Origin of the sequence: Enterobacter cloacae complex sp. SHL009 (assembly GCF_049237205.1) — a bacterium.
Classification (GTDB): domain Bacteria; phylum Pseudomonadota; class Gammaproteobacteria; order Enterobacterales; family Enterobacteriaceae; genus Enterobacter; species Enterobacter cloacae_M.
The window spans coordinates 1-20,468 of sequence record NZ_JBMKIW010000011.1 but is presented as its reverse complement, the minus strand read 5'-3'; the positions used below and the strand labels follow the sequence as shown (position 1 = coordinate 20,468).

The window sequence follows — 20,468 nt, the reverse complement described above, 5'->3', positions numbered from 1 at the left end:
GATTATCGTAAAGCCAGTTCACCTGCGAGTCTGGCCTTATGAAACGTTACTCAACTGCTCTGTTATTCGGTCTGCTGTCTCTCACCAGCCAACTGGCTCATGCCGACATTGTTGATGATGCTATTGGCAACATTCAGCAGGCGATCAACGATGCCTATAACCCCAGCAGCAGCCGCAGCAATGACGACGACGATCGTTATGACCGCAGCCGTCAAATCGACAGTCGACAGTACGACGATCGTCGTCGGCAGCTCGAAGACCGACGCCGCCGTTTAGATGAACGTCAGCGTCAGCTGGATGACGATCGCCGTCGGTTAGAAGAGGATGAGCGCAGGTTAGAAGACGATTACGATCGAGGCTGAGTGCGGCCTGTTGCCCTCACCCCAACCCTCTCCCACGGGAGAGGGAGAAAACCTAATCCAGCACCAGCACCATCCCGTCATAGCCCGCTTCTATGCCCTGCGGCAGCGGGTTATCCATCATCCACACGTCAAACTGATGGCTGATGTGCGTCAGGATCACCTGCGGGCAGCCAATCGCCTCGTTTAACGCAATCACGGTATTTAAGTCGCAATGGTTTCGCGGCGTTTCGTCGCGCGGTTCATGGCTGCAGTCGATAATTATTGCCTGCGGCTGATTGTTGAGCAGGAACTTCACCGTTTTTTCCGGCAGTCCGGCGGTATCGGAAAGCCAGGCCACGCGGCTGTGGGCCGATTCCAGCAAATACCCGAAGGTCAGTTTCGAATGGTTGAGCGGCAGCGGCGTGACCCGCAGACCCTGAAGCTCAAACATCACAAACGGTTCGACCGTGTGGCTGAAATCCAGAATGCCGGGGTGTTTAAACAGATCGTCGCACCCGGCGTCGTCCGGCGGACCGTAAACCGGGATCGTCGCCCCCACGCCCCAGCGCAGGGGGAACAGCCCCTGAACGTGATCCATATGGTAATGGGTGAGCAAAAACTGCTGGAAGCTGCCCGCCGGCCAGCCGTCCATCAGGTGCGGAATACCGGCATCCAGCAGGGTGACGGCATCGTTGAATTTCACCACCGCGCTGCACGGGCGACGGCGATAGTTGTCCTGCAGGCGCGCCCGGCGGCAGGCCGCGCAGTCGCAGCCAAAGACCGGCACCAGCTGGGCGCCACCCGTTCCCGTCAACGTGATGGTCAGACTCATAGCGCACCTCTACAGCGGTTTGGTGAATCGGAAATGGCTCTGCGTGTATCCTTCACGAACGTAAAAACGGTGCGCGTCGGTGCGCTTCACGCTGGTGGAAAGTTCGGTCAGCTCCGCGCCGGCCTGTCGCGCCACCTCTTCCGCCCAGGCCAGCAGCTGACTTCCGACCTTTAACCCTCGCGCCTGCGGCATCACCACCAGCTCCTGGATCTCGCCGATCCAGCGCGCATGGTGCAGGTGAAACTGCATATGCAGACCGATCATGCCGATGACCTGTCCCTCTCTCTCCGCAAGCTGGTAGCGCATGTTGCGATCCTGCAGATTGGCAAGAAACCCGGCGTGGAACGCCTGATGATCGAACTCTGCCTGCTTCAGTTCGCAGATCAGGGCATAGACAATCTGCGCATCGTCGGCGGTGGCGGGGCGAAGCTGGCAGTCAGGCATGCTGTTTCTCCTTCTGACGGATAAGCGATAAAAAGGTATCGACTGACTGTAGCAAACTTCCGTCGTTATTGAGGATGTGGCAGTCCGACGGGGCATAGCGGGCCGCGCGCTCAAGCCGCAGATCGATCTCACGGGCTGATTCACGCCCCCGGTTCTGCAACCGGCTGCGCAGGACGTCCGGCGAAACCTGCAGACAGACCGGCAGCAGGGCCGCCTCATAGCGGGCGCGCGCCTGTGGCAGATGCGCACGCGAGCCGTTAACCAGCACGTCAAAACCCGCGTGCAGCCAGAGGTCGATTTCGATGCCCACGCCATAGTAAAAGCCGTTGGCATGCCAGCTCAGCGCCAGCAGGTTTTGCCCGGCACGGATGAAAAACTCCTGCTCGCTCAGGGCGATATAGTTTTCACTCCCGGCATTGGCCGCGCGGGTAATATAGCGGTGCGCGACCAGCAGCTGCGGATGTTCCCGCTGCCGTAAGGCGGACAGCAGACTGTCCTTACCGGAGCCGGAGGGCCCCATTAACCAGATGAGCCTTCCCATCAGAACACCCTTTTTCCCTGACGCCAGACGTGGTCGATATGAACGTGCTCGCCCTTGCGGTGGGCGAGTACCAGATCCGCGCGTTTACCCTCGGCGATTTCCCCGCGATCCTGAAGATTAAGCGCCGAGGCCGGGTTTTTCGTCACCAGTCGAATCGCCTGCGGCAGCGTAAAGGTGTTGTTCTCGTCGTCGGCAACCCGGAATGCCGCGTCGAGCAGACTGGCGGGGTAATAGTCGGACGAGAGGATATCCAGCAGGCCGAGGGAAGCGAGCCTGCTTGCCGCGACGTTGCCGGAGTGCGAGCCGCCGCGCACGATGTTCGGTGCGCCCATCAGCACGTTCATGCCATGCCTGCGGGAGGCTTCAGCCGCCTCGAACGTGGTGGGAAATTCGGCGATAACGCTGCCAAGCTGGTGGGATTCGAGCACGTGATCGTGTGTGGCATCGTCATGGCTGGCCAGCGCGATATTACGGTCCCGGCACATCGCCGCAATCCTGAGACGGTTAGGCTGCGACCACCGTGCCGCAAGCGCCAGCTGCTCCTCCTCGTAGCGCGCCATCTCCGCATCGCTGAGAGAATATTTGCCCTGATAGTATTCACGATACTTTTCAATGTTGGCGAACTGGCGCTGCCCCGGCGAGTGGTCCATCAGGGAGACCAGCGAGACCGGCTCGCGTCCGACCAGCTTTTCAAACAGCGGCAGGGTGGTGTGGTGCGGCAGCTCGCAGCGCAGGTGCAGACGGTGCTCGGCGCGGTTGAGGCCGCGTTTTTGCGTCTCCTCCACGGCGTTGATCATCTTCTCCAGATTCTCCAGGCGATCGCCGCCGTCGCGCACGTCGCCAATCGCCACCGCGTCCAGCACGGTGGTGATGCCGCTGGCGACCATCAGCGCGTCGTGGCTGCTCATCGCCGAATGGGCGGGCCAGTCTACCTTCGGGCGCGGGGTGAAAAATTTGTCCAGATTATCGGTATGCAGCTCAATCAGCCCCGGCAGCAGCCAGCCGCCTGCACCGTCCATCGCTTCAGAAGTACGGCTCTGGGTTTCGGCAAAGGCGCGAATAACGCCTTCATGAACTTCAACCGAGCCATCAACGACTTCATTTTCCAGCACCAGCCTGACGTTATTGATAATCATGCGTTTGTCCCCATCGGGTGCAATCTGTCCGCCACGCGGCTGCGTACGGTTTCGTCGTGGAAGATCCCGACGATCGCCGCGCCGCGAGCTTTGGCCTGTTCGATCAGCTCCACCACGGCGGCGCTGTTTTTACCGTCGAGCGAGGCGGTGGGTTCATCCAGAAGTAAAATCGGGTAGTCGACGATAAATCCGCGGGCGATATTGACGCGCTGCTGCTCGCCGCCGGAAAAGGTCGACGGGGCGAGATGCCACAGGCGCTCCGGCACGTTGAGGCGCGTCAGCAGGCTGGCGGCTTTGGTGGCGCAGGCTTCTCGCGGCACGCCCAGATCCAGCAGGGGCTGCATCACCACGTCCAGGGCGGAGATCCGCGGGATCACCCGCAGAAACTGGCTCACCCAGCCGATCGTCGTGCGGCGCACTTCCAGCACTTTACGCGCGGGGGCCTGCACCAGATCGACCCACTCATCGTTGTGGCGAATACGGATGTGGCCTTCATCCGGCAGATAGTTGGCATACAGGGAGCGCAGCAGGGTGGATTTTCCGCTGCCGGAATGGCCGTGCAGCACCACGCATTCACCGCGGCTGACCTCTAACGAGGCATTTTGCAGCACCGGCAGGCGCACGCCGTTTTGCTGGTGGAGCACAAAGGTCTTACTTACGTTTTCTACGCGGATCATGTTGGCCTCTTAATTCTGCAATACGGACGACACCAGCAGCTGGGTGTACGGATGGTGCGGATCGTCGAGCACCCGGTCGGTTAACCCACTTTCCACCACCTGGCCCTGCTTCATCACCAGCAGACGGTCCGCCAGCAGGCGCGCAACGCCTAAATCGTGGGTGACAATCACCACCGCCAGGTTCAGATCCACCACCAGGCCACGCAGCAGATCGAGCAGGCGGGCCTGCACCGAGACGTCCAGCCCGCCGGTGGGTTCATCCATAAATACCAGCTTCGGATGGGTGACCAGGTTGCGCGCAATCTGCAGGCGCTGCTGCATCCCGCCGGAGAAGGTTGTCGGCAGGTCGTCGATGCGCGAGGCGGGGATTTCCACATCGATCAGCCAGTGCTGGGCGGTGGCGCGGATATTGCCGTAGTGGCGCGCGCCGGTGGCCATCAGGCGTTCACCGATGTTGCCCCCGGCGGAGACCTGACGGCGCAGGCCGTCCATCGGGTGCTGATGCACCACGCCCCACTCGGTGCGCAGCAGGCGGCGGCGTCCGGCCTCGCTCATGCCGTACAGCGAGGCGCCCTCATACAAAATGTCGCCGTTCTGCGGCGTCAGGCGCGCGGAGATGGACTTCAGCAGGGTGGTTTTGCCGGAGCCGGACTCGCCGACGATCCCCAGCACTTCGCCCGGCCACAGCTCGAACGACACGTCGCTAAAGCCTTTGCCCGGCGCATACAGGTGAGTCAGGTTATTAACCGAAAGCAGCGGTTTCATTGGCCGTTCGCCTCGCTCTGTTGGCGGCAGTAATCGGTGTCGGAGCAGACAAACATCCGTTTGCCCGTATCGTCCAGCACCACTTCGTCCAGATAGCTGTGTTTGGATCCGCAGATGGCGCACGGCTCGTCCCACTCCTGCACCGTAAACGGGTGATCGTCGAAATCCAGGCTTTCGACACGCGTATAAGGCGGGACAGCGTAGATGCGTTTTTCGCGCCCGGCGCCGAAAAGCTGCAGGGCGGGCATCATGTCCATCTTCGGGTTATCGAATTTTGGGATTGGCGACGGGTCCATCACGTAGCGCCCGTTCACCTTCACCGGGTAGGCGTAGGTGGTGGCGATATGGCCGAAGCGGGCGATATCCTCATACAGCTTCACCTGCATGACGCCGTACTCTTCCAGCGCGTGCATGGTGCGGGTTTCCGTTTCGCGCGGCTCGATAAAGCGCAGCGGCTCCGGGATCGGCACCTGGAAAATCAAAATCTGATCTTCTGTGAGCGGGGTTTCCGGGATGCGGTGTCGGGTCTGGATCAGCGTGGCGTCTTCGGTTTTTTCGGTGGTATTGACGCCGGTGACGCGCTGGAAGAAGCTGCGGATCGACACGGCGTTGGTGGTGTCGTCCGCGCCCTGGTCGATGACCTTCAGCACGTCCGCCTCGCCGATCACGCTGGCGGTAATCTGGATGCCGCCCGTGCCCCAGCCGTAGGGCATCGGCATTTCGCGGCCGCCGAACGGCACCTGATAGCCCGGAATGGCCACCGCTTTTAAGATGGCGCGGCGGATCATGCGTTTGGTTTGCTCATCCAGATAGGCAAAGTTGTAGCCGCTTAAGTTAGCCATTTTTGCGCTCCCGTTGCAGGCGTTTCAGCAGTTCCAGTTCGGCCTGGAAATCGACGTAGTGCGGCAGCTTGAGGTGCGAGACAAAACCGGCGGCCTCAACGTTATCCGCGTGGGCCAGCACGAACTCTTCGTCCTGCGCCGGGCCTGCAACGTGCTCGCCGTAGTCCGGTGCCTGCAGGGCGCGGTCGACCAGCGCCATGGCCATGGCCTTGCGCTCGCCGAGGCCGAATACCAGCCCGTAGCCGCGGGTAAAGTGCGGGTCTTCGTCTTCCGGGGCGACGAAACCGTTGACCATTTCACACTCGGTCATCAGCAGTTCGCCGACGTTCACCGCAAAACCCAGCTCTTCCGGTACGATCTCGACGTCGATGTAGCCGCTGCGAATTTCGGCTGCAAACGGGTGGTTGCGCCCGTAGCCGCGCTGGGTGGAGTAGGCCAGCGCCAGCAGATAGCCTTCGTCGCCGCGCATCAGCTGCTGCAGGCGGGACGAGCGCGAGCACGGGTAAACCGGCGGCGTGCGGGTGATGTCATCCGGCTGCGCGCCAGAATCTTCTTCCGCCTTCGCCAGGCCCTGTTTTGCCAGCAGGCTGAAGACGTGCGGAGACGGTTCCTGTTCGGCGTCGGAGGTGCTGAGCGTCGGCGCTTCGCCGTTCGCCAGCAGGGTAAAATCCAGCAGGCGGTGGGTGTAGTCGTACGTGGGGCCAAGCAGCTGGCCGCCGGGAACGTCTTTATAAACGGCAGAAATGCGGCGTTCCAGGCGCATCTCCGCCGTGTTCACCGGCTCGCTTACCGCCAGTCTGGCAAGCGTGGTGCGGTAGGCGCGCAGCAGGAAGATGGCTTCCACGTTGTCGCCGCTGGCCTGCTTCAGGGCCAGCGCCGCCAGCTCGCGGTCGGCAATGCCGCCTTCGGTCATCACCCGGTCGACGGCGAGGTTTAGCTGCTGTTCAATCTGGGCGACGCTCAGCTCGGGAAGCCGTTCATCGCCCCGTCGTCTGTGCGCCTGTAGCGCATGGGCGGCGGCGATGGCCTTCTCGCCCCCTTTGACGGCAACGTACATCAGCACACCTCCACGTGGGTGGTCCGCGGGATTGCCAGCAGGCGCTCGCCGCAGGTCAGGATCAGGTCAATGCCCAGCGGGAACGGGTGCGGGCGCTCGGTCAGCTCGTGAATGATGCACTCCGGCAGCTGCGGCGCGACCATGCGCTCGTCGGCGATGCCTGCCCCCGTGAGGCGCAGCATGCGGCCGCCGCTCAGGCTGGAGACCTGCAAAATCAGGGTGGCGCTGGTCTCCGGGGCGACGGTGCTGCCTTCGCTCAGGGCGTTCAATTGCTCATGGCTGATTTGTTCATCGGCCACGGCAAAAACCGCCTGCTGGGGCTGATCGACCAGCGGAGCGCTGGTGTGAAAACGCAGGTTCTGGCTGGCGATATCGTTCGACAGCGCGCCCGAAAGCCACACCGGGGTGTCGTTGTCGGCAAGCGTCAGCAGCACGCTGGTGGTCGCCAGATTCAGCGGCAGCCAGCCCTGGGAGAGCTGGTGCAGCGAGACGATCGCGCCCGGCTCGCTCATCGCCTTCAGCAGGCGACGAAAACTGTGTTGGGCATCCTGGACGGCCAGGGTAAAAGCAGGTTGAAGCGTCATGCGTTGTCTCCGCGAACGAGCGTAAAGAAGTCGACCCGGCTGGTATTCACTTCGGCCTGACGCGCGGCAAGACGTGCGGCGCGGTCGGCTTCCAGCGGGGTAATAAGGGTTTCCATTAGCGTCTGGAAATACGGCTGTTCCTGTAAAAGCGCGTCGATCACCGCGCAGCGCTCGGCGTGGGCTTTATCACGCCCCAGCACGTAGCTGTAGCCCAGCGTGCCGCTGTTCAGGCGGATTGCCGCGCGGGTGAGGGTGGCGTCTCCGGCGAAAAAGCGCTCGCCGGTGCCGCCCATGCGCGCCTGGATCTGAACAAGGCCGATCTCCGGGGCGCGAAGGGTGTCGTAGTCTGGCGTCAGGCTGAGCGCGTTCATGCGGGCAGCCAGCGCAGCAGGCTGGCTGTGGGCCAGCACGCGCATCCAGCGCTGTCGGGTGGCGATGTCGAAGTGCATTCAGTGCTCCATGGTGAATTCGATCATGTCGGCGCGGGTCAGGCTGACGGAGTATTCCGTCGCGTTGATCTCGCCGTCACGGTGGTTGAGGGTGCGTACGCAGAGCAGCGGGGCCATATTGGGGATTTCGAGCACCTTGCTCTCTTTCGCCTGCGCGCGACGGGCGCTGATGCGCGTCTGGGTGCGCTTGAGCGCAATACCTGTCGCATCCTGAAGAAAGTCATGCAGCGAGCCGCTGGAGAAATGCTGGAGCACGGGCCAGAGGGCGATGTCCGCAAAGTAGTGGTCTATCTGGCATACCGCCACGCCGTTAACGCGACGCAGGGTACGCAGGTGAATGACGTCGTAGCCCTCCTGAATACCCAGCGCGTCCGCCACGTGGCTGGAGGCCGGACGCAATACCGAGAGCAGCTTTTCGCTGGTCGGGTGGCTGCCCTGATCCAGCAGGTTCTGGCTAAAGCGCGCCTGGGCGTTCAGCGGGTAGTCGAACGGGCGCATCAGCACCAGCACGCCCACGCCCTGACGGCGCTGGACCCAGCCGCGCTCGACCAGCTGGTCAATGGCGCGACGCAGGGTGTGGCGGTTCACTTCATAGCGGTCGGCAAGCTGCTGCTCGGCGGGCAGGTAGTCCCCGCAGCGGTAGTGCGTGCGCAGCTCCACTTCGAGCTTTGCGGCAATCTCTTGCCAGCGGGTAGGATAACTGGTCGGATGTCTGGATAAGTGCATAGAAAACAAAGCCTCGCTTCTCAGATGAAGTGCTTACGCAAACGTTGAGAGAGGAAATCCAGCAGGCTGACGGTGACGATGATGAGCACCATCAGGGCGCAGGTTTGCTGGAACTGAAAACCGCGAATCGCTTCCCACAGGGTGACGCCAATCCCGCCTGCGCCCACCATACCGACCACCGTCGCGGAGCGGACGTTAGACTCAAAGCGGTACAGGGAGTAGGAGATCAGGAGCGGCATAACCTGCGGCAGGACGCCGTAAAGGATCTCTTCGATTTTATTGGCACCCGTGGCGCGGATGCCTTCCAACGGGCCGGGCTCAATGGCTTCGACCGCTTCAGAAAGCAGCTTGGAGAGCACGCCGGTGGTGTGGATGAACAGTGCCATCACGCCGGCGAACGGACCCAGGCCAACGGCGACCACGAACAGCATCGCAAAGACCATTTCATTGATGGCGCGACAGGCGTCCATCAGGCGACGCATCGGCTGGTATATCCACCACGGCACGATGTTTTCGGCGCTCATCAGGCCAAAGGGAATAGAGAGAACGACGGCAAGGGCGGTGCCCCAGACGGCGATTTGCAGGGTGACCGCCATTTCGCTGAGATAGTCCTGCCACTGGCTGAAGTCCGGCGGGAAGAAGTCGGCGGCGAAGGTCGCCATGTTGCCCGCGTCCTTGAAGAGCAGCAGCGGATCCATTTCCGCGCCCTTCCAGGAGATAACCAGCACCGCCAGCAGGATGGCCCAGCTTATGAGCGAGAACCAGCTGCGCTTCGGCGGCGGGAGGGTGATGGTTTGCATGTTGGCTCCTTTGGGTTTAGTCCCCTCTCCCTTGAGGGAGAGGGTTAGGGTGAGGGGGAAATGTGCGCGCTGATGCCCTCACCCCGGCCCTCTCCCACGGGGAGAGGGAGAAAGGCACTACTGCACCGCTTTATTCACGCTCGTCATCGCACCGAGCGCGGCGGTCAGGCGATCGAGGTCTTCCAGCTGTGCCTCAATTGCGGCCACTTTGCTGGTCTTCTCCTCGTCCTTCAGCCCTTTGTTGTCCTTCACGCCCTGCATCTCTTTAAACAGCGCCAGCTGGCGAATCGGGACCAGCTGCAGGTCGCTTGACGGGCGGAACGGTGCCCAGCCCAGGCGCGCCAGGACCGCTTTCTCTTCCGGCGTTTTGCCATAGGTCATAAAGAAGTCGTACACCTTATCTTTGGTGTTTTCGGACAGGTTTTTACGCCAGACGATCGGGTCGCCCGGGATCAGCGGCGATTTCCAGATAACCTTGATCTCTTTCAGCTTGTCCGGCGCGGAAGTTTTCAGCTTGTCGAGGTTCTCGGTGTTGTTGGTAGCAACGTCCACCTGCTTGTTGGCCACGGCCAGAGCGTTGGTTTCGTGGCTGGCGTTCACCGTGCGTTTGAAGTCGCTGGCGGAGGCGTTGTTTTTGGCGAAGACGTAGTAGCCGGGGACAAGGTAGCCGGAGGTGGAGTTCGGGTCGCCGTTGCCGAAGGTCAGCTCTTTGCGTTTGGCGAGCATGTCGTTGAGGTTGTTGATCGGGCTGTCTTTATTCACGATCAGCACGCTCCAGTAGCCCGGGGATCCATCTGCCGCGACGGTCTGGGCAAAGACCTGGCCGTTCGCGCGGTCCACCGCTTCCATGGCGGAGAGGTTGCCGTACCAGGCGATGTCCACTTTATTAAAGCGCATCCCCTGGATGATGCCCGCGTAGTCCGGGGCGAAGAAGGCGTTCACTTTGATTCCCAGCCTGGTTTCCATATCTTTCAGGAACGGTTCCCACTGAGGCTTCAGGTTCTGCTGTGATTCCGTCGAAATAATGCCGAAGTTCAGCGCTTTTTCCTGCTCTTGTGCATACGCCGGGCTTAACAGGGTGCTGAGGCTGAACATGCTGGTAAAGGCCAGCGCGGCAACGGCTTTGTAGCTCATGTACTTTCCTCGGATCGGGTTTAATTAAGCAGCCTGCGCGTTCTCTTCGACGCGGTTAATGCTGCGGTAGAGATGGTCAAAACGTTCGTTATCAAACTGATGGCTCGCGCCATCAAAGAACACATGTCCCTGACGCAGGGCGACAATGCGTTCGCAGTAGCGCAGGGCGTAATCCACCTGATGCAGCGTGACCACCACGGTGATACCGTCGTTCTGGTTAATGTCGCGCAGGGTTTCCATCACGATGCGGGCGGACTCCGGGTCCAGCGAGGCAATGGGTTCGTCTGCGAGAATGATTTGCGCTTTTTGCATCAGGGCGCGGGCAATGGCGACGCGCTGCTGTTGTCCACCGGACAGGGTGGAGACGCGCTGGTGGGCAAAATGCGCCATGCCGACGCGGGTCAGCGCCTGTAAGGCTTCCTGCTTCTGCGAAGGGGAGAACCAGCGCAGACAGGTGCGCCAGAACGGGGTGCTGCCGAGCGCGCCAATCAGCACGTTCTCCAGCACCGTCAGGCGGTTCACCAGGTTGAACTGCTGGAAGATGTAGCCCGTCCGGGCGCGGCTCTTGCGGATATCGCTGGCGAGACGCCCCGCGCGCTGCACGGTATTGCCCAGCAGCTCGACGTGGCTTTCCGGCGTTTTATCGCAGGTGATAAGACCGCTTAAATGACGCAGAAGGGTGGATTTACCGGAACCGGATGGCCCCAGCAGCGCCACCATTTCGCCCTGCTGGACGGTCAGATCAACGGCATGCAGAGCCTTATTATGATTGAAGGTTTTGCTCAGTTTCTCGACGCGGATGACGGTTTGCATGTGCTGGGCCTCACGATAAATGTGGCCTCATGCTGGCGCATCAATGTGACATTTGGGTTAAGTCTGGATTGCGGGAGTTTGAAGAGTTGAGGGGAATTCGATGACAATCACCCTAGGCCCGGTCAGCGCAGCGCCACCGGGCGCTGTTGCCTGCTGCGCTGCGCTTATCCGGCCTAAGGCGTTTGTTGCTGCTTAACAACGTTAATCATCAACGGCACGCCGTATTTATCGGTGACTTTACCGAAACCGTGTGCCCAGAAGGTTTCCTGCCAGGCCATTTCGATATTCCCGCCCGCGGCGAGGTTGTCGAACCAGCGCTTGCCTTCATTAACGTCCTGAGTATCGAGTACCAGCGTGAAGCCCGCGTACTGCGCGTTGCTGCCCGGCGGCATCCCGTCGCTCATCATGATATCGCTGCCCGCAATGCGGACGTTGGAGTGAGCGATAGCCGAATCCGGAAATTGCATACCGGACGGACAGCCTTCTTCGCTGTTATCGCTTTTTGGCATTTCGCCGAAGGTGATTTTATAGAGAAGCTCTGCGCCGACGGCTTGCTGGTAGAAAGAAGTGGCTTCTGCACAGTTGCCGGCGAACGAGATGTAGGGACTTAACGGCATAATCTTTACCTCACGTAAGAAAAGCTCGTTAAGTGTAGTTCCCGCAAGCCCGGTAAGCGAAGCGCCACCGGGCGGGTAAATCAGTTCTTTTTCACGAACTCTGATTTCAGCTTCATCGGACCGAAGCCGTCAATTTTGCAGTCGATATTATGATCGCCTTCAACCAGACGGATATTCTTCACTTTGGTGCCGATCTTCAGCATGGAAGAACTGCCCTTCACTTTCAGATCTTTAATCACGGTTACGCTGTCGCCGTCCGCCAGCAGATTGCCGTTCGCATCTTTTACGACAAGTGCATCAGCATCGTGTGAGGGTTCGGCATCGTTCCATTCGTGAGCGCATTCCGGGCAGATGAACATGCCATTATCTTCATAGGTGTATTCAGAATTGCATTTTGGGCAGTGTGGGAGTGACATATCGGTATCCTCAAAAAGTGTAAACGCGCTGGAAAGTGCCAGCTAAATGACGGCAGCGTGCCGAAAAAGGCGGCAAGTATAGCGCAAATCCACACGTTTGTCGGTGACATTGTGAATTAAAAAAATGCAAAAAGCGTATCGGGAGTGACACTTCCTGTCAGTCAGTTAAGCGATGCTTACCTCATTAACACGGTGGGAAGAAATGACGCTAAATATATCGAATATTTTATTGCAGCAAATTGCTACGCTCCTTCATTTCGGATAAGGTGAAGCGACACATTGTTATTTATCTCCTGACTTCGCTGCCATCCATATCTTTTGGCAGGGGCGTATTACCTCTCTTTTTAGGTGGGTAAATAATGATGATATATCCTGAAGTTTCTTAAAATTGGGCTACGCTTTTTTCCTTTGGCCTTCAGGCCAGGAGGGGAGCTATACACGCCATGCAAGGATAGTGAATTATTTCTGATTATCATCAATCAGTTATATTTCGGCGAACATGTTTTCCACACGTGATCATATAAGCCTGAACAACATAATTAATACCAGTGGCTTAATAAAAGTAATAAATTTGCGTTAAGGAAAGGCTTTTATCATGCACACACAGACCATTTTTGAATTAAGCCAGGAAGCTGAGCGTTTGTTACAGCTCGCCCTGCAAAACCTTGATACGTTGAAATCAATGCCGACTGCGATGCTGGAGAGCACCGCGGCTGCTATTACGGGTGAAAAGAACAACGTTTTACCTTTGCATTTTAGCGCGCGCGGTGTCGAAGCGCAGCAGGCGATGCTGAATAATGAATTACGAAAAATAACCCGGCTGGAAATGGTCCTGGCTATTGTGGGCACCATGAAAGCGGGAAAATCGACCACCATTAATGCGATTGTAGGGACCGAAGTGTTGCCGAACCGCAATCGTCCGATGACGGCGCTCCCGACCCTGATTCGCCACACGCCGGGCCAGAAGGAGCCGGTGCTGCATTTCTCACATGCCTCGCCCATTGATGATTTGATTCAACTGCTTCAGAAAAAGCTATGCGATTACGATCGCGGAAAGCTGGCTCAGCATCTGGAAATTGATAAAGACATGAATACGCTGCTGGAGCGCATTGAAAAAGGAGAGGCTTTTGAGAAGCATCACCTGGGCGCTCAGCCGATATTTCATTGTCTGAAAAGCCTCAACGACCTGGTGAGGCTTTCCCAGGCGTTAGGGGTGGAGTTTCCCTTCTCTGAATATGCCGCCATCGAACACATTCCGGTGATTGAAGTGGAGTTCGTGCATCTTGCGGGTCTGGATGCTCACCTCGGACAGCTGACGCTGCTCGATACGCCCGGGCCGAATGAGGCCGGACAGCCGCATCTGCAAAAAATGCTCAGCGAGCAGTTGTCCCGCGCGTCGGCGGTGCTGGCCGTGATGGATTATACCCAGCTTAAATCCATCTCTGATGAAGAAGTCCGCCAGGCCATTTCTGCGGCGGGAAAATCCGTGCCGCTGTATGCCCTGGTCAATAAATTCGATCAGAAAGATCGCAATAGCGACGATGAAGAGCAGATCCGGGCGATGATCTCCGGCACCTTAATGAAAGGCAATATTTCGCCTGGCCAGATCTACCCCGTTTCGTCCATGTGGGCCTATCTGGCAAACCGCGCTCGCTACGAGATGAGTACCCACGGACAACTGCCGGATCATCACGAGCAACCCTGGGTGCAGGACTTTGCCGAAGCGGCGCTTGGGCGTCGCTGGCGCACGGCGGACCTGGACGATATCGACCATATTCGTCATTCTGCCGATTTGCTCTGGGAAGATTCGCTTTTCGAACAACCGATACGCAAGCTGATTTATGCCGCCTATGCCAATGCCTCGCTTTACGCGCTGCGTTCGGCCTCGCATAAGCTGCTCAACTACGCACAAAATGCCCGGGAGTACCTCGACTTCCGCTATCAGGGGCTGACGGTTGCCTTTGAGGCGCTGGAACTGAATATCGCACGTCTGGAAGAGGATATGGCGCTTCTCCAGACGCGTCAGAGCGTGGTGAGCGATGAGGTGAAACATGAAGTTGAGGAGGCGCTGAACGCCACCGCGGACTTTATGGGAGCGCAAAAAACCGCGCTTAACCAGGCGATTGGCGAGGTGTTCAGCGCTCAGTATATTCTTGATTTGGCTGGCATCGATCGGCAGAACCCTCACGGTGACGAGCCGAACGAGCTGAAGCAGCTGGTTCTGGACGATGAAGGGAAGGCGCAGATCGCGCTAAGTAAAATCCGCTCCTCCTGCGAACGGGTGATGCTGGATGCACAGACGAAAATCTGCCGGGAGCTGGCGTTACGCTTCGACCAGCTTGAATCTACGCTGGCGCGTTCCCTGAACGAAGCCATGCGCCCCATCGAAACGCGTATTAAAGAGCATCTGAGCCATGCGGGTTTTCGGGCGCGAATCAGTTTCCCGGCGTTTCAGGCTCACCAGCTCAACTTCAACACGCGGGCGCTGTTTAACGATGCGATAGCGCAGGATGCCAGCCTGGCAGGTCCGCCATCAGGCGGGAGCAGCATGCGAGAAACTGTCTCTCGCTGGCTCAATAATCCGGGCTGGGGCTGGGATGAGTATGTGGAAACGCGCACGCGCTATGTTATCGATATTGCGCAGCTGCATGACAAATTTAAGCAACATATTGAGCTGTTTTGTGAACAAATACGTAAAGCTTTGTCCGCGCAGGTCGATGTCTCTGTTACGGCAGGAATGGCGACGTTCTTTGCAGAATTTTCGCTGTGCCTGACCGGGTTACAGGAAAGCTTGCGTGATAGCCTCGCAGTACGTCAACAGAATGAGCATTCAACCCGAGCGCTCTGCCAGCTGTTGAAGCAAAGTATTACGACTGCGACGTGGATACAGGAAGATACCCGACTGTTACGCGATGATATTCAAACTCTATTCGCGGCAGAGCAACCATGACAACACCACTACTGGACGGTCCCGGGCGAACGCTGGAGTGTATTAATCCAAAATTTATGGTCGATCTGGTGCAGGGAGTGGACGCGGCGCGTCATCCTCACCTGGGACCACAACAGCTTCAGTTTCGTGAGCGTTTGACTCAGGAAATCATGACGCATACCCGGCTACGCCCCTGGGCGATGGCGGGTATGCTCAATGAAAATGCAGCGCTGCGCCTGGGGCTGGCGGAAAAACTGGCCGGCATGCTTGACCCGGGCCATCTTGCGCTGACGCTGATGGCAGAGAAACTGATTGCTTTGCGCCAGCAGACTCACCCGCGCGCCCAGCAGTCCCCGGGGCTGATGCAGCAGTACGCTGAACTCGCCTCTCATTTTACCCAACGCGCCGCATATAAAGAGAAGGCGCTAACCCAGCGCGGGCTGACGGTGCAGGCGGGTGAGCACAGCGAGCAGATTTTTACCCGCTGGCGGGCCGGGCATTATGATGGCTGGTCGCTGGCAGGGCGCTGTTTTATCGTGCTGGAAGAGCTGCGCTGGGGGGCATTTGGTGACGCATGCCGCCTCGCGAATGAAGATGTGGCGGCAATGCTTAAGGATAACCTGCGCAGCATGGCGGCTAACTATCTGGCACAGGGCATCAATGCGTCCCCCACGACCCGCCATTTCTATCACCAGTGGCTGACAACGCCGGCCTCTCCGGGTTTAATCGATCATAAAGACATGCTGGGCTGGCTGGGGGACTGGTGTCAGGCGGATCAACATCCGGTGAGCTGGTCAGTGACGCAAAACTGGCAGACCGTCGCGCTGGGCATGCCGAGGCTCTGTTCGGCAAAACGGCTGGTGGACGGGATGGTGGAAGAGATTTTTGGGTAAATCCCTCACCCTCTCCCCGTCGGGAGAGGGAATGGTGCGGTGTGTTAATGATTCATTTCTATCGGCTTCGGTTCAGGCAGGGTCTCTTGCATATTCCCGTAGCGTTTCGCATACAGCGCCGTGATGATGGGGACCAGAATCGCGGTGACAATTACGCTCGCGGCAACCAGTGCCGTCGCTGAAGCGGCGACCGGTTCGAAGGCCGGGTTAATTTGGGCGATAATCACCGGGTTTGCAACAGCAGCCCCCGCGGCTGAAGAGGCGGCGACGCCGGCCGTGCCGTTTCCTCCTCCGATTACGCGGTCGGCAATAATCAGCGGAATACCGGTGATGACGATCACGGCGACACCCAGCACAATGCCCAGCAGGCCGGTATCGAGAATGACCTTCAGGTTGATGGTGTTCCCCAGTGCGAAACCGAAGAACGGGATCAGCACCGGCGTGGCTTTGCTGAAGAAATCACGCAGATCGCGGTCGAGATTGCCAAGGGCGAAACCGACCAGGAAGGGCAGGATTGCGCCGACAAAGTGGTGCGGTTCAAACGAGGCCAGGCCAGCAGACCCCAGGATCAGCATCGTCATCAATGGGCCGGACTCCAGAGACATCAACACAAATGCGCCGGACTCTTCTTTCGTTCCGTACTGGTTCATCAGGCTGGCGTACAATCCGCCGTTGGTCATATCCATTGCCGAGACAATCGCCAGGACCGATAAACCCGCAAAGAACCCGGTCTGAATTCCATTCTCCGGAATGAACATCGCGCATATCATTGCCACCGCCCAGGCTACCGCTATTTTGGTTATCACCAGCGTTCCGGATTTCCGTAATACTGTCCCCGTTGCCCGCAAATTAATGGATGCGCCGATACAAAAAAACCAGACGGCAAGAATGGGAACCGTGCCTGTTATCATGCCTTTTGTGAAACCACCGAAATAGGCTCCGGTATCGGGAGCAAGAGTATTCAGGATGGCGCCCAGCACCAGCGGAACCAGCATCATGCCGCCGGGTATACGTTCTATCGTGGCTTTGATCTTCATAGACAAACCTCACATCGGATCCCGCAGGACGGGTGATAGGTGTTAGAAATTAGTCAATAAATTCAATCGATTGCTCGTATTGCTTGCGGTGTTTTTTCGAAAGCCCTGCAACAAAATTAAATGCGTGCTCTCAATTAACCTTTTTCTGAAACACATAAAACGCTGAATTCGGATTTATGATGCGATCATTGGAATGCTGATTCAATGAAAATAAAACACTGTTTTAGTTATCCGTATCACATATTCAATGTAAAACCTGAGGCCGGTTCCTGTTGATGAAAATTTATGTAAACCTGATGTGAATTAACGTGGTTTGTTTTTCCGTTAAGAAAGAAATAATGACGCGCGGGAGGATGTCCTTTAGGTGGGGGTAAGGAAGTGCTTATTTGCACTCCTTGACAAAAATTGGACTGAGTTGACGAGACGCGAAAATATGTGTGAAGTTGATCACAAATATAAACGCTGGTAGGGTAAAAAGGTCATTAACTGCCCAGGCAGGCGTCAACAGGTTCGGTTGTATCGACGTAAAACGTCAATGTAAGTAAACCTGCTACGCTTGAATAAGGCGATTCGCATGGAGCGGATCCCATGGTTCACAGAACGCTAACTGGACTGTGAAACAGACAGGGCCGAGTCAACGAGGATAGCTATGCTGAGAAGGAAAAAGATTAAACCCATCACGCTTCGCGACGTCACCATTATTGATGACGCAAAGCTGCGTAAAGCGATTACCGCAGCCTCGCTCGGTAATGCGATGGAATGGTTCGATTTTGGTGTCTACGGCTTTGTGGCCTATGCGTTAGGTAAAGTGTTTTTCCCCGGGGCCGATCCCAGCCTGCAGATGATCGCCGCACTGGGTACGTTCTCCGTTCCCTTCCTGATTCGCCCGCTGGGCGGTCTGTTCTTCGGTATGCTCGGCGATAAATATGGTCGTCAGAAGATCCTGGCCATCACCATCGTCATTATGTCGATTAGTACATTCTGTATCGGCCTTATACCGTCTTACGCCACCATCGGCATTTGGGCACCCATTCTCCTGCTGATTTGTAAGATGGCCCAGGGCTTCTCCGTAGGCGGTGAATATACCGGTGCCTCGATCTTCGTTGCCGAGTATTCCCCGGACCGTAAGCGCGGTTTTATGGGAAGCTGGCTGGACTTCGGCTCGATTGCCGGGTTTGTCCTGGGGGCGGGCGTCGTGGTGTTGATTTCAACCGTGGTGGGTGAAGATAACTTCCTCGACTGGGGCTGGCGTATTCCGTTCTTCCTGGCATTGCCGCTGGGGATTATTGGCCTCTACCTGCGTCATGCGCTGGAAGAGACGCCTGCCTTCCAGCAGCACGTCGATAAACTTGAGCAGGGTGACCGCGAAGGGCTGCAGGATGGTCCGAAGGTGTCGTTTAAAGAGATTGCCACTAAGCACTGGCGCAGCCTGCTGACCTGTATTGGTCTGGTGATTTCGACCAACGTGACCTACTACATGCTCTTGACCTACATGCCGAGCTATCTGTCGCATAACCTGCACTATTCGGAAGATCACGGTGTGCTGATTATTATCGCCATCATGGTGGGTATGCTGTTTGTGCAGCCGATTATGGGTCTGTTGAGTGACCGTTTTGGTCGTCGACCGTTCATTATTCTGGGAAGCGTTGCGCTGTTTGCTCTGGCAATTCCGGCATTCATTCTGATTAACAGTGATGTGCTGGGGCTGATTTTTGCCGGTCTGCTGATGCTGGCGGTGATCCTTAACTGCTTTATCGGGGTGATGGCCTCAACGTTGCCCGCGATGTTCCCGACGCATATTCGCTACAGCGCGCTGGCCGCGGCCTTTAACATCTCGGTGCTGATTGCCGGTCTGACCCCGACGCTTGCCGCCTCGCTGGTCGAGAGCACGCAGAACCTGATGATGCCGGCTTATTACCTGATGGTGATTGCGGTGATTGGTTTGATTACCGGTCTTACCATGAAGGAGACGGCGAATCGCCCTCTGAAAGGCGCAACGCCTGCGGCGTCTGACATCCAGGAAGCGAAAGAGATCCTGCGCGAGCACTACGATAACGTAGAGCAGAAGATTGAGGATATTGACGCAGAGATTGAAGAGCTGCAGAAAAAACGCTCCCGACTGGTGGACCAGCATCCACGCATCAACGAGTAATAAAGAAACCCGCCAACGGCGGGTTTTCTTTTATTAGCATCCGGCAGCGATGTAGTCGCCATTGGCGCTGACGGGGATCACCGTCAGGAACAGCACCGTCGCAAACAGGATCAGGACTATCCCTCCGGCTATTTTGACTGCTGGCACCAGCCATCTTAATGATGCGCTTTCTCCGAACCAGGTCACCGTGCGCTCGCGGGCGTAACGTACAGCCAGGGAAAGCCCCACAATAGAAAGTGCGGTGCCCAAAGACATGGTCATGACCGCGGCCACTCCCCAGGTGACAATGCCCAGCGCATTCGAAAACATCAGAATCATGATCGCCCCGCTGCACGGGCGTGCGCCAATTGCCAGAATCACGCCCAGACGGGTTTTCCAGTCGCCCTGCGTCAGGTCTGTACCTACGCCGTGATGGCCGCAGCCACAGTGTTCATCGTGCTGATGAAGAGGCTTGATGGCGGAGATAGACATCCTGCGCGGGCGCAGGCTCTTCAGCGCCTGATAAATGACAAAAGCACCGAATGCACCAATAAGCACTGCGCTTATCTTCTCCACGTACCAGCGGCTGGTACTGATATCTCCGGAGGCGAGGTTAAACCCCACCGCCAGAATAAAGACAAACAGAATGGCGCTGACGCCCTGCATCAGGCTACCCAGGAAGGGGACGACCCGGGCGGCCAGCTCGCTTTCCTTATTGGTGGTCAGATAGGTCGTTACGATGAACTTTCCGTGTCCGGGTCCGATGGCGTGAAGGACACCATAAAGGAAAGCCCCTGTTAACAGCCATAATCCGCCGCTGTACTGGTGATTATTAAGCTGCAGCAGATACATCACCAGATAGCGGTGCAGCGTAATTTGCGTGGCGAGGCACCACTGGATAAAGGCGTTCCAGTGCGCATGCAGGGTAAAACCGGCAAAGAGGAGTGCCAGCAGCATCACCCCTGCTGTAGGGAGAGGCCAGTCGCGGGCGAGGCGTTGTGTGGTCATGAGGGTGGGCCTGCACTGAGGAGAATATTTGCCGCTAGTATAGTTGATCTTCTCGCTCAATTCGTGGGATCGCATCGTGATCCGCTCATGATTGTGGATAACTTTGTGCATAAAAGGGTATAAGACGGGGTTTTGCTGTGGAATGCAGCAGTCAGTCATTTTTCTGACATTTAGCGGTTGCGGCCAGCTGAGAACTCCCTATAATGCGCCTCCATCGACACGGCGGATGTGAATCACTTCACACAACAAGCGGTTCGGTTGAAGAGAAAAAATCCTGAAATAACGGGTTGACTCTG

Annotated in this window: 22 protein-coding genes; 4 read left to right on the top strand and 18 right to left on the bottom strand. The window is 57.6% G+C overall.

Annotated elements, in window-relative coordinates:
* Window positions 1–38 precede the first annotated feature (38 nt).
* Entirely contained in the window at window positions 39–362 is a 324-nt protein-coding gene (gene yjdP, locus ACOTZC_RS20235; RefSeq protein ID WP_033144428.1) for a DDRRRQL repeat protein YjdP, read from the top strand.
* Between the two features lie 52 nt (window positions 363–414).
* On the opposite strand, the gene phnP is transcribed toward yjdP, so the two are convergent.
* The 16 genes from phnP to ACOTZC_RS20155 all read right to left on the bottom strand — a co-directional run bounded on the left by phnP (window position 415) and on the right by ACOTZC_RS20155 (window position 12,174).
* Window positions 415–1,173: a phosphonate metabolism protein PhnP gene (phnP, locus tag ACOTZC_RS20230; RefSeq protein WP_239631713.1), complete on the bottom strand. Its 759-nt coding sequence runs from the start codon at window positions 1,171–1,173 to the stop codon at window positions 415–417.
* Between the two features lie 9 nt (window positions 1,174–1,182).
* A complete protein-coding gene (phnO, locus tag ACOTZC_RS20225; RefSeq protein WP_023310082.1) occupies window positions 1,183–1,617 on the bottom strand; it encodes an aminoalkylphosphonate N-acetyltransferase in 435 nt (144 codons plus the stop codon).
* Window positions 1,610–2,161, bottom strand: coding sequence for a ribose 1,5-bisphosphokinase (gene phnN / locus ACOTZC_RS20220; protein WP_421635982.1), 552 nt, complete (start codon window positions 2,159–2,161; stop codon window positions 1,610–1,612). The genes phnO and phnN overlap by 8 nt, the downstream gene beginning before the upstream one ends.
* A complete protein-coding gene (phnM, locus tag ACOTZC_RS20215; protein WP_421635975.1) occupies window positions 2,158–3,294 on the bottom strand; it encodes an alpha-D-ribose 1-methylphosphonate 5-triphosphate diphosphatase in 1,137 nt (378 codons plus the stop codon). The genes phnN and phnM overlap by 4 nt, the downstream gene beginning before the upstream one ends.
* Entirely contained in the window at window positions 3,291–3,971 is a 681-nt protein-coding gene (phnL, locus tag ACOTZC_RS20210) for a phosphonate C-P lyase system protein PhnL (protein ID WP_045402434.1), read from the bottom strand. Before phnL ends, phnM begins: the two co-directional genes overlap by 4 nt.
* 9 nt (window positions 3,972–3,980) lie before the next feature.
* A complete protein-coding gene (phnK, locus tag ACOTZC_RS20205; protein ID WP_126304310.1) occupies window positions 3,981–4,736 on the bottom strand; it encodes a phosphonate C-P lyase system protein PhnK in 756 nt (251 codons plus the stop codon).
* Entirely contained in the window at window positions 4,733–5,578 is an 846-nt protein-coding gene (gene phnJ / locus ACOTZC_RS20200; protein ID WP_023310087.1) for an alpha-D-ribose 1-methylphosphonate 5-phosphate C-P-lyase PhnJ, read from the bottom strand. Before phnJ ends, phnK begins: the two co-directional genes overlap by 4 nt.
* Window positions 5,571–6,635 carry a carbon-phosphorus lyase complex subunit PhnI gene (locus ACOTZC_RS20195; protein ID WP_134866891.1) on the bottom strand — a complete coding sequence of 355 codons (1,065 nt, stop codon included), beginning with the start codon at window positions 6,633–6,635 and terminating at the stop codon, window positions 5,571–5,573. The genes phnJ and ACOTZC_RS20195 overlap by 8 nt, the downstream gene beginning before the upstream one ends.
* Window positions 6,635–7,219 carry a phosphonate C-P lyase system protein PhnH gene (phnH, locus tag ACOTZC_RS20190; protein ID WP_045355276.1) on the bottom strand — a complete coding sequence of 195 codons (585 nt, stop codon included), beginning with the start codon at window positions 7,217–7,219 and terminating at the stop codon, window positions 6,635–6,637. Before phnH ends, ACOTZC_RS20195 begins: the two co-directional genes overlap by 1 nt.
* Window positions 7,216–7,668, bottom strand: coding sequence for a phosphonate C-P lyase system protein PhnG (gene phnG, locus ACOTZC_RS20185; RefSeq protein WP_023310090.1), 453 nt, complete (start codon window positions 7,666–7,668; stop codon window positions 7,216–7,218). The genes phnH and phnG overlap by 4 nt, the downstream gene beginning before the upstream one ends.
* Entirely contained in the window at window positions 7,669–8,394 is a 726-nt protein-coding gene (phnF, locus tag ACOTZC_RS20180) for a phosphonate metabolism transcriptional regulator PhnF (RefSeq protein WP_421635974.1), read from the bottom strand.
* A 20-nt stretch (window positions 8,395–8,414) separates the two neighbouring features.
* On the bottom strand, window positions 8,415–9,194 hold the full coding sequence (gene phnE / locus ACOTZC_RS20175) for a phosphonate ABC transporter, permease protein PhnE (RefSeq protein ID WP_126304316.1): 780 nt from the start codon (window positions 9,192–9,194) through the stop codon (window positions 8,415–8,417).
* A gap of 117 nt (window positions 9,195–9,311) precedes the next feature.
* Entirely contained in the window at window positions 9,312–10,328 is a 1,017-nt protein-coding gene (gene phnD / locus ACOTZC_RS20170) for a phosphonate ABC transporter substrate-binding protein (RefSeq protein ID WP_045355278.1), read from the bottom strand.
* A gap of 24 nt (window positions 10,329–10,352) precedes the next feature.
* On the bottom strand, window positions 10,353–11,141 hold the full coding sequence (gene phnC, locus ACOTZC_RS20165; protein ID WP_047173690.1) for a phosphonate ABC transporter ATP-binding protein: 789 nt from the start codon (window positions 11,139–11,141) through the stop codon (window positions 10,353–10,355).
* Between the two features lie 173 nt (window positions 11,142–11,314).
* Complete coding sequence (gene yjdN / locus ACOTZC_RS20160; RefSeq protein WP_421635973.1) at window positions 11,315–11,758, bottom strand: VOC family metalloprotein YjdN; 444 nt, start codon at window positions 11,756–11,758, stop codon at window positions 11,315–11,317.
* Window positions 11,759–11,838: 80 nt separating this feature from the next.
* Window positions 11,839–12,174 carry a zinc ribbon domain-containing protein YjdM gene (locus tag ACOTZC_RS20155; RefSeq protein ID WP_023310096.1) on the bottom strand — a complete coding sequence of 112 codons (336 nt, stop codon included), beginning with the start codon at window positions 12,172–12,174 and terminating at the stop codon, window positions 11,839–11,841.
* Between the two features lie 595 nt (window positions 12,175–12,769).
* Here ACOTZC_RS20155 and crfC point away from each other — a divergent pair.
* Together crfC and ACOTZC_RS20145 are read left to right on the top strand one after the other, a co-directional pair.
* The gene (gene crfC, locus ACOTZC_RS20150; protein ID WP_045402414.1) at window positions 12,770–15,124 is read left to right on the top strand and encodes a clamp-binding protein CrfC; all 2,355 of its coding nucleotides are present in this window, start codon (window positions 12,770–12,772) and stop codon (window positions 15,122–15,124) included.
* Window positions 15,121–15,996 carry a diguanylate cyclase regulator RdcB family protein gene (locus ACOTZC_RS20145; protein WP_033144442.1) on the top strand — a complete coding sequence of 292 codons (876 nt, stop codon included), beginning with the start codon at window positions 15,121–15,123 and terminating at the stop codon, window positions 15,994–15,996. The genes crfC and ACOTZC_RS20145 overlap by 4 nt, the downstream gene beginning before the upstream one ends.
* Window positions 15,997–16,040: 44 nt before the next feature.
* Here the strand turns inward: ACOTZC_RS20145 and kdgT are convergent, their stop codons facing one another.
* Window positions 16,041–17,033, bottom strand: a complete 993-nt coding sequence (gene kdgT / locus ACOTZC_RS20140) for a 2-keto-3-deoxygluconate transporter (RefSeq protein ID WP_023310099.1) — start codon at window positions 17,031–17,033, stop codon at window positions 16,041–16,043.
* A gap of 649 nt (window positions 17,034–17,682) precedes the next feature.
* On the opposite strand from kdgT, the gene proP reads away from it, so the two are divergent.
* A complete protein-coding gene (gene proP / locus ACOTZC_RS20135; RefSeq protein ID WP_045355283.1) occupies window positions 17,683–19,185 on the top strand; it encodes a glycine betaine/L-proline transporter ProP in 1,503 nt (500 codons plus the stop codon).
* A 33-nt stretch (window positions 19,186–19,218) separates the two neighbouring features.
* On the opposite strand, the gene ACOTZC_RS20130 is transcribed toward proP, so the two are convergent.
* Window positions 19,219–20,172, bottom strand: a complete 954-nt coding sequence (locus ACOTZC_RS20130; protein WP_126304318.1) for a nickel/cobalt transporter — start codon at window positions 20,170–20,172, stop codon at window positions 19,219–19,221.
* Window positions 20,173–20,468: the final 296 nt, after the last annotated feature.